Below are 8,427 nucleotides of genomic sequence, written 5' to 3' on the forward strand. Positions count from 1 at the left end.
TTCGATCCCGATAGGCTCCATCAAGAGCAGACTGCTTGACAACCACAAGCAGCCTGCTCTTTTTTGTTATATCGGTATAAATATTCAAAATTTTGTCAAGTTGAGTCATCCCCTTTCTTTCCTCTACAATAAAGACGTAACAGGAACCGGAAAGGAGTGGGAGACAGCATGAAGCCAATTTCAATTATCGGGGTTCCGATGGATTTAGGGCAGACACGCCGCGGCGTTGATATGGGGCCGAGCGCAATGCGTTATGCAGGCGTCATCGAACGTCTGGAACGTCTTCATTACGATATTGAAGATTTGGGAGATATTCCGATTGGGAAAGCAGAGCGGTTGCACGAGCAAGGAGATTCACGGTTGCGCAATTTGAAAGCGGTTGCGGAGGCGAATGAGAAACTCGCGACGGCGGTTGACCAAGTCGTTCAGCGGGGGCGCTTCCCACTTGTGCTGGGCGGCGACCATAGCATCGCCATTGGCACGATCGCCGGGGTGGCGAAACATTATGAGCGGCTTGGAGTGATCTGGTATGACGCGCACGGCGACGTCAACACCGAGGAAACGTCGCCGTCTGGAAACATTCATGGCATGCCGCTGGCGGCGAGCCTCGGGTTTGGCCATCCGGCGCTGACGCAAATCGGCGGATACAGCCCCAAAATCAAGCCGGAACATGTCGTGTTGATTGGCGTCCGTTCCCTTGATGAAGGGGAGAAGAAGTTTATTCGCGAAAAAGGAATCAAAATTTACACGATGCATGAGGTTGATCGGCTCGGAATGACAAGGGTGATGGAAGAAACGATCACCTATTTAAAAGAACGAACGGATGGCGTTCATTTGTCGCTTGACTTGGATGGCCTTGACCCAAGCGACGCACCGGGAGTCGGAACGCCTGTCATTGGAGGATTGACATACCGCGAAAGCCATTTGGCGATGGAGATGCTGGCCGAAGCACAAATCATCACTTCAGCGGAATTTGTCGAAGTGAACCCGATCTTGGATGAGCGGAACAAAACAGCATCAGTTGCTGTAGCGCTGATGGGGTCGTTGTTTGGTGAAAAACTCATTTAATGCATGTGGGCAAAGAGGGTTGGTTGCGGGATTCACGGATATGATGATGATTTGTTCCCGCTGTTTGTGAAAGAGGGGCTGCCATTTGTTTGGCGTCCCCTCTTTTTCAGTTGTATGATACAATAAATATGTTGCATGAAACTTTTCTTGATCGAGCGCCGTAATATACAGTAAGCCGTGAGGCGGGGGTATTGTATTTTATGGATCTATTTATTAAAAAGAGAATTAAGGCGATCCAAAAAGGGGATCAAAACGCATACGCGGATCTTGTCGATTTGTATAAGGACAAGATTTACCGCCTTTGCTATCGAATGCTTGGCAATCGGCATGAGGCGGAAGATGCGGCGCAGGAGGCGTTCATCCGCGCCTACATCCATATTGATACGTACAATCCAGAAATGAAGTTTTCCACTTGGCTGTACCGGATCGCGACGAACTTGACGATCGATAAATTGCGGAAACGGAAGCCGGACGTGTATTTAGATGAAGAGGTCGGAGGCACGGACGGGTTGACGATGCAGGCTCAGCTTCCTTCCCGCGAAGCATCCCCGGAGGAGGCAGTGGAAAGCCTGGAGCTGCAAGAGACGGTGCAGCGAGCGATTGAGCAGTTGCCAGAAAAGTATCGAAGCGTGATCGTGTTGAAATATATGGAAGATTTGTCCTTGCAAGAAATCAGCGAGATTTTAGGGTTGCCGGTCGGCACGGTGAAAACGCGGCTGCATCGCGGCCGCGAAGCGTTGCGCAGGCAATTGGGTCATTTATAAGAGGGTGGGAGACTATGGAATGTCCGAAAGAAATCGTGTTGCTCATGCACAGCTATTTTGATGGAGATCTCCAGCCAGAAGGAGAGCAGCAGCTGAAAGAACATTTGCGTTCGTGCGCTGCGTGCGCTGCCCATTTTCACGAGCTGAAAAAGACGGTTGCTTTCCTCCAATATGCCGCCCACGTTGCGGCGCCGCCGTCGTTTGCAGCCAAGGTTATGGAGGCGATGCCGAAAGAGAGAAAGACCGCGCGGCTGCGCCGCTTCCTGCATCGCCACCCGCTGCTTACGGCTGCCTCGTTGTTTTTAGCGCTCACTTTAGGCAGCTTAGCTTCTTCATGGGGGGAAAGAGGCGCGTTTTCCGTCTCAGCTGATGAACATGTCATCATCCGCGATCATACTGTCATCGTGCCGAAAGGAGAAACGGTCAAAGGGGATATTGTCGTCCGCAATGGCTCGATTCGGATTGAAGGAACGGTTGATGGGGACGTGACTGTGATCCATGGAAAGAAATATATGGCGTCCGCCGGGCAAGTGACAGGGGAAGTGGAGGAAATTAATCAAGTGTTTGAATGGATTTGGTATAATATTAAAGAAAGGTTCAATCGTGCGCTCCAATCGATTGAATGATGGCAGCCATCGTTCGATGGCTTTTTCCGTGGCCATCAACAGATTGGAATTAGAGATAAAGGAAGTGTGAAGATGTCCTTCGGAGAGCTCCCCATCGTGTCATATTTGTTAAAAGTGGTTGATATCCTTGTCGTTTGGTATGTGATTTACAAGTTGATCATGATGATTCGCGGGACGAAGGCCATTCAGCTGTTAAAAGGCATTTTTTTAATTATTTTGGTTCGTTTCGTGAGCAATTATCTCGGTTTGACAACGCTGCAATGGCTGATGGATCAGGCGATCATTTGGGGATTTCTCGCGATCATCATCATTTTTCAACCAGAATTGCGGCGCGCCCTTGAGCAGCTCGGCCGCGGACGGCTGTTCACCCGCAATACGGTCAATGAAGATGAAGAGCGGATGCGAATGGTGGAAGCCATTGTAAAAGCGACCGAGTATATGGCGAAGCGACGCATCGGCGCGCTGATTTCCATTGAGCGGGAAACCGGAATGAACGATTATGTCGAAACCGGCATTATGTTAAACGCTCATGTATCGCCGGAACTGCTCATTAATATTTTCATTCCGAACACGCCGCTTCATGATGGGGCGGTCATTATTCAAAAAAACCAAATCGCTGCGGCGGCCTGTTATTTACCATTATCGGAAAGTCCATTTATTTCGAAAGAGCTCGGAACACGCCATCGGGNGGCGCTCGGCATCAGCGAAGTGACTGACAGCGTCACCGTCGTCGTGTCGGAGGAGACGGGAGCGGTATCGTTGACGAAAAACGGCGAGCTGTACCGCGATTTAACGATCGATGAGTTTCGGGAGCTGTTGACCGGCGAACTTGCTCCAGCGACGAAGGCGCCCGCTTCTTCCCGTTGGCAATGGAGGGGGAAGAAACATGGATAAGTTGATGGACCATCCTTGGTTTATTCGCGTTGTCTCCTTATTGCTGGCGATTATGCTGTATATGTCGGCCAATGTCGGGGCGAAAACCGGTGAAACGCGCAACACGTTTGGCCAGGAAGATACGGAAACGTTGATCGATATTCCGGTGGTCGCTTACTATGATGAAGACAACTTGGTCGTATCTGGCGTCCCGAAATACGTGAACGTTACGCTCCAAGGGCCGGCCAGCATTGTCAAGCCGACGGCTCTGCAACGAAATTTCGAGGTGTATGTCGATTTAACGGAATTGCCGTTAGGGACATACACGGTGCCGATCAAATACAGGGACATCTCTGACAAGTTGAAAGTGACGATTCAGCCTTCCTCCGCCAAAGTGACGATTCGTGAAAAAGTGTCGAAACGGTTTCCTGTCGGTGTTGAATTTTTCAATCGAAACAAAATGCCGGATGGCTATTCCGTTGGAGAACCGACTGTGAAACCAGATGCCGTGACGATTACCGGGGCGAAGGAACTAATCGACGAGATTGCGTTTGTCAAAGCCATCGTCGACTTAGATGGGGCGACGGAAACGCTGACGAGAGAAGCGCGCGTTCGGGTGTACGATCGACGGGGAAATGAGTTGGATATTGAGCCAGAGCCATCGTCGGTGGAAGTAACCGTGCCGGTGAAAAGCCCGAGCAAGACGGTGTCGGTTCAAGTGCGAACAACTGGGGAGTTGCCGGATGGTGTGCATCTTGTCAGCATCACGCCGGAGCCGGATCGAGTGACGATTTATGGACCGAAGGAAGTGTTGAACCATATTGACAAGCTGGAAGGATTGACAGTTGATTTGGACGACATTACCGACGATGCGACGGTAGAACTTGACGCTCCGCTCCCTGATGGAGCAAAAAACGTCGATCCAGACAAAATCAAGGTGCATATTGATGTGGAAAAAGACGTCACGCAAACGTGGAAAGACGTGCCGATCGCCGTCGTCGGCTTGCCGGATTCATACAAAGCTGAATTTGTCAAACCGCTTGAAGGCAAAATTACGGTCCGCCTTGTCGGTCCGCCCGATGTCGTCCGTGGATTGACGAAAGATGATGTCCGCTTGTATGTCGATGTTAGCGGCCTCGGCATTGGCGAACATCAAGTTCCCATTCAATGGAACCACCCTGAACAAGTCCAATGGCAGCCGTCGGCGGAAACGGCGATGGTCCATATTAGCGACAAAGCAACTGCACAATAAACTGCATAGTAAGGAGAGAGTGAACGAATGGGCAAATATTTTGGCACTGATGGTGTACGAGGAGTCGCAAATCGTGAATTGACGCCAGAGTTGGCGTTTCAAATCGGCCGCTGCGGCGGATACGTGCTGACCAAAAGCGCTGAGCGCCCGAAAGTATTGATCGGGCGCGACACTCGCATTTCCGGCCATATGCTTGAAGGCGCCCTTGTCGCCGGGCTTTTGTCGATCGGGGCTGAAGTGATGCGCCTTGGCGTCATTTCCACGCCAGGTGTCGCCTATTTGACGAAGGCGCTTGGAGCGCAGGCCGGCATCATGATTTCTGCTTCTCACAACCCGGTGCAAGATAACGGCATTAAATTTTTCGGTCCGGACGGGTTCAAGCTGTCGGATGAGCAGGAAGCGGAAATTGAGGCGCTGATCGACAGCGCGGAGGATATGCTGCCGCGGCCGATCGGGGCTGGGCTTGGGCAAGTAAACGACTATTTTGAAGGCGGNCAAAAGTACTTGCAGTATTTAAAACAAACGATCGATGAAGAAGATTTTTCCGGGATGAAAATCGCCCTCGACTGCGCGCACGGGGCGACGTCATCGCTTGCGACGTACTTATTTGCCGATTTGGATGCGGATGTCGTGACAATGGGGGCTTCGCCCAATGGGCTCAACATTAACGAAGGAGTCGGTTCCACCCATCCGGAAGCGTTGGCGGCGTTTGTCAAAGAAAAAGGAGCCGATGTCGGGCTCGCCTTTGACGGCGATGGCGACCGCCTCATCGCCGTGGATGAACGCGGCAACATTGTTGACGGCGATCAAATTATGTACATTTGCGCCAAATATTTAAAAGAAACCGGCCGCTTGAAACAGCAAACCGTCGTCTCGACTGTCATGAGCAACCTTGGGTTTTACAAGGCGCTTGAGGCGCAGGGAATCAAAAGTGTACAAACGGCCGTTGGCGACCGCTATGTCGTCGAGGAAATGAAGAAGAACGGCTATAATCTCGGCGGCGAGCAGTCCGGACATATCATCTTCCTTGACTACAACACGACGGGGGACGGAATGTTGACGGCGCTCCAGCTTGTCAACATCATGAAAATCAAAGGCAAGCCGCTTTCCGAATTGGCGGGGGAAATGAAAAAATACCCGCAGCTGCTTGTGAACGTCCGGGTGGCCGATAAGGAAAAAGCAATGGAAAACGAACAAGTGAAAAAAGTGATCCAGGAAGTGGAGGCAGAGATGAACGGCAATGGCCGCGTTCTTGTCCGCCCATCGGGGACTGAGCCTCTTGTGCGCATTATGGCGGAGGCCCAAACCGAGGAAGCGTGCCGCGCCTACGTTGAGCGGATCGCGGATGTCGTCCGCCGTGAAATGGGAGTGGAATAACCGACCGCTTGGACAACCACCCTATGCATAGACGGAACGTTCGCTTCCGTTTATGCATAGGTTATTTTATATAAAGGGATGGATAGATGATAGTTGACGCCGCTGGGAATGTCCTGTAATATTAACGTTGTTGCCTTTTTCTTGAAAGGAGGCGATGGAAGGGCGAAGAGCGGAACATGGTGAAGTGATGGCTTGCCGCAACCGTAGGCATGGCCAACAAAGCAAAAAGGTGGTTGGTTGTTGCATCGGTTTTGACGAGACAAAAGCGCCTGGACTAAGCGTTGGACGGAAGAACGCTTAGTTGACGAGGAGGAGGTTTATCGAGGTTTTCGGCGGATGCCTCCCGGCTGGAGCGATGACAGCCGCAAGTCCTCTCTTAAAACAAAGGGGTGACCCTTTGCACAAAGGGGAGGATGTCATCGCGCGAAACGAAGAAGGGAGTCTGCCGCCCGTGGATCGGCGAGACCCCGAACATGTTCTTTGACAACTGAACAGGAAAGACGGTTCTCGTTAGCGGCAGCCTCCAAGATGAAAAGGAGGAACATTTGCCATGTGCGGCATTGTTGGCTATATCGGTTATCAAGATGTGAAGGAAATTTTATTGCGCGGATTGGAAAAACTCGAGTATCGCGGCTACGATTCGGCGGGGATCGCCGTATTGAACGAAAGCGGCGTGCATGTGTTTAAGGAAAAAGGACGGATCGCTGATTTGCGCCGCATCGTCGACCCGAACGTCAACGCGACGGTCGGCATTGGCCATACACGCTGGGCGACACACGGGGCGCCAAGCCGAGTGAACGCCCACCCGCATCAAAGCGCCTCAGGCCGTTTTACGCTTGTGCATAACGGTGTCATTGAAAACTATGAAATGGTCAAGCGCGATTATTTAGCCGATGTTGCGTTTCAAAGCGACACGGACACGGAAGTCATCGTCCAGCTCGTGGAAAAATTCGTCCGTGACGGGCTGACAACGGAAGAAGCGTTCCGAAAAACGCTCTCGCTGTTAAAAGGATCGTACGCCATCGCCATGATCGATGCACAAGACGAAAACACCATCTATGCGGCCAAAAACAAAAGCCCGCTTCTTGTCGGATTGGGTGATGGATTTAACGTCGTGGCGAGCGATGCGATGGCGATGCTCCAAGTGACGAATCAATTCGTCGAACTGATGGATGGGGAACTCGTCATCGTCACGAGCGAGAACGTCACGATTCAAACGCTAAACGGTGAAACAGTCAAACGGAAGCCATTTACGGCTGAGCTCGATGCGAGCGACATTGAAAAAGGGACGTATCCGCATTACATGCTGAAAGAAATTGATGAGCAGCCGTTCGTCATCCGCCGCATCATTCAAAAATACCAAGATGACAACGGTGAATTGGCCATTGACAAAGCGATCATCAATGAGGTGCTGAACGCCGACCGCCTGTACATTGTCGCGTGCGGAACGAGCTACCACGCAGGTCTTGTCGGCAAGCAATTGATCGAGTCGTGGGCGAAAATTCCAGTCGAAGTGCATATTGCCAGCGAATTTTCGTACAACATGCCGCTGTTGTCGGAAAAGCCGCTCTTCATCTTTATCTCGCAAAGCGGCGAAACGGCCGACAGCCGCGCCGTGCTCGTGCAAACGAACAAACTCGGCTATAAAGCGATCACGATCACGAACGTCCCAGGTTCGACGCTGTCGCGGGAAGCCGATTATACTCTCCTGTTGCACGCCGGCCCGGAAATCGCCGTTGCCTCGACAAAGGCATATACGGCGCAAATTGCTGTGCTTGCGATTTTGGCCGCCGCGGCGGCGAAAGCGAAAGGCTTTGAGCTGGACTTTGACTTGACGAAAGAGCTCGCCATCGTCGCCAATGTGATGGAAATGCTGTGTGATGCGAAAGAAGAAATGGAGAAAATCGCAAGCGACTACTTGACGTTGACGCGCAACTGCTTCTTTATCGGCCGTGCCGTTGACTACTATGTCTGCCTAGAAGGCGCGCTGAAACTGAAGGAGATCTCTTACATCCAAGCGGAAGGGTTCGCCGGCGGCGAGCTGAAACACGGCACGATCGCCTTGATTGAGGACGGCACGCCGGTCATCGCCCTCGCCACCCAAGAGCACGTCAACTTAAGCATTCGCGGCAACGTAAAAGAAGTCGTCGCCCGCGGCGCGAACCCGTGCGTCATCTCGATGCGCGGCCTGGAAGGCGACGGCGACCGCTTCATCATCCCGGCTGTCCATCCGGATCTTACGCCGCTTGTGTCCGTCGTGCCGTTGCAGCTGATCGCATACTATGCCGCCTTGCACCGCGGCTGCGACGTCGACAAACCGCGCAACTTGGCGAAGAGCGTGACGGTGGAGTGAGCGGTTCGTTGGTCGGAAAGACTTGTGTTGAATGACAAAAAAGNCGGGTACTTGACAAAAAAGTCGGGAACCGGACAAAAAAGTTGGGTACCGAACAAAAAAGTCGGGAACTGA

Annotated in this window: 6 protein-coding genes and 3 pseudogenes; all 9 read left to right on the forward strand. The window is 52.0% G+C overall.

The features are described from left to right. Window positions 1-168: 168 nt before the first annotated feature. The 9 genes and pseudogenes from rocF to glmS all read left to right on the forward strand — a co-directional run bounded on the left by rocF (window position 169) and on the right by glmS (window position 8,313). Window positions 169-1,068 carry an arginase gene (gene rocF, locus VU18_RS00715; RefSeq protein WP_021322054.1) on the forward strand — a complete coding sequence of 300 codons (900 nt, stop codon included), beginning with the start codon at window positions 169-171 and terminating at the stop codon, window positions 1,066-1,068. Window positions 1,069-1,268: 200 nt separating this feature from the next. After that, window positions 1,269-1,832, forward strand: a complete 564-nt coding sequence (gene sigW / locus VU18_RS00720; protein WP_011229662.1) for an RNA polymerase sigma factor SigW — start codon at window positions 1,269-1,271, stop codon at window positions 1,830-1,832. 14 nt (window positions 1,833-1,846) lie between these two features. Then, window positions 1,847-2,458: an anti-sigma-W factor RsiW gene (rsiW, locus tag VU18_RS00725; RefSeq protein WP_011229663.1), complete on the forward strand. Its 612-nt coding sequence runs from the start codon at window positions 1,847-1,849 to the stop codon at window positions 2,456-2,458. A gap of 72 nt (window positions 2,459-2,530) precedes the next feature. Further along, the coding region (gene cdaA, locus VU18_RS00730; protein WP_236687226.1) for a diadenylate cyclase CdaA at window positions 2,531-3,146 on the forward strand (616 nt) is incomplete at its 3' end. 1 nt (window position 3,147) lies between these two features. After that, a pseudogene (locus VU18_RS18610) lies at window positions 3,148-3,352 on the forward strand (diadenylate cyclase); the annotation flags it as partial. Beyond that, on the forward strand, window positions 3,345-4,583 hold the full coding sequence (locus VU18_RS00735; RefSeq protein WP_021322053.1) for a YbbR-like domain-containing protein: 1,239 nt from the start codon (window positions 3,345-3,347) through the stop codon (window positions 4,581-4,583). The pseudogene VU18_RS18610 and the gene VU18_RS00735, both read left to right, overlap by 8 nt. Window positions 4,584-4,610: 27 nt before the next feature. After that, window positions 4,611-5,077: pseudogene (locus VU18_RS18615) on the forward strand (phosphoglucosamine mutase); the annotation flags it as partial. Between the two features lies 1 nt (window position 5,078). Continuing rightward, window positions 5,079-5,960, forward strand: a pseudogene (locus VU18_RS00740) (phosphoglucosamine mutase); the annotation flags it as partial. 550 nt (window positions 5,961-6,510) lie between these two features. Next, on the forward strand, window positions 6,511-8,313 hold the full coding sequence (gene glmS, locus VU18_RS00745; protein WP_011229667.1) for a glutamine--fructose-6-phosphate transaminase (isomerizing): 1,803 nt from the start codon (window positions 6,511-6,513) through the stop codon (window positions 8,311-8,313). The last annotated feature ends 114 nt before the right edge of the window (window positions 8,314-8,427 follow it).

Origin of the sequence: Geobacillus sp. ZGt-1 (genome assembly GCF_001026865.1) — a bacterium.
Lineage (GTDB): Bacteria > Bacillota > Bacilli > Bacillales > Anoxybacillaceae > Geobacillus > Geobacillus thermoleovorans.

Bases quoted from the DNA above. Each gene is read 5' to 3' on its own strand.
- VU18_RS00735 (WP_021322053.1), top strand. From the start codon at position 3,345: ATGGATAAGTTGATGGACCATCCTTGGTTTATTCGCGTTGTCTCCTTA.
- sigW (WP_011229662.1), top strand. From the start codon at position 1,269: ATGGATCTATTTATTAAAAAGAGAATTAAGGCGATCCAAAAAGGGGAT.
- glmS (WP_011229667.1), top strand. From the start codon at position 6,511: ATGTGCGGCATTGTTGGCTATATCGGTTATCAAGATGTGAAGGAAATT.
- rsiW (WP_011229663.1), top strand. From the start codon at position 1,847: ATGGAATGTCCGAAAGAAATCGTGTTGCTCATGCACAGCTATTTTGAT.
- rocF (WP_021322054.1), top strand. From the start codon at position 169: ATGAAGCCAATTTCAATTATCGGGGTTCCGATGGATTTAGGGCAGACA.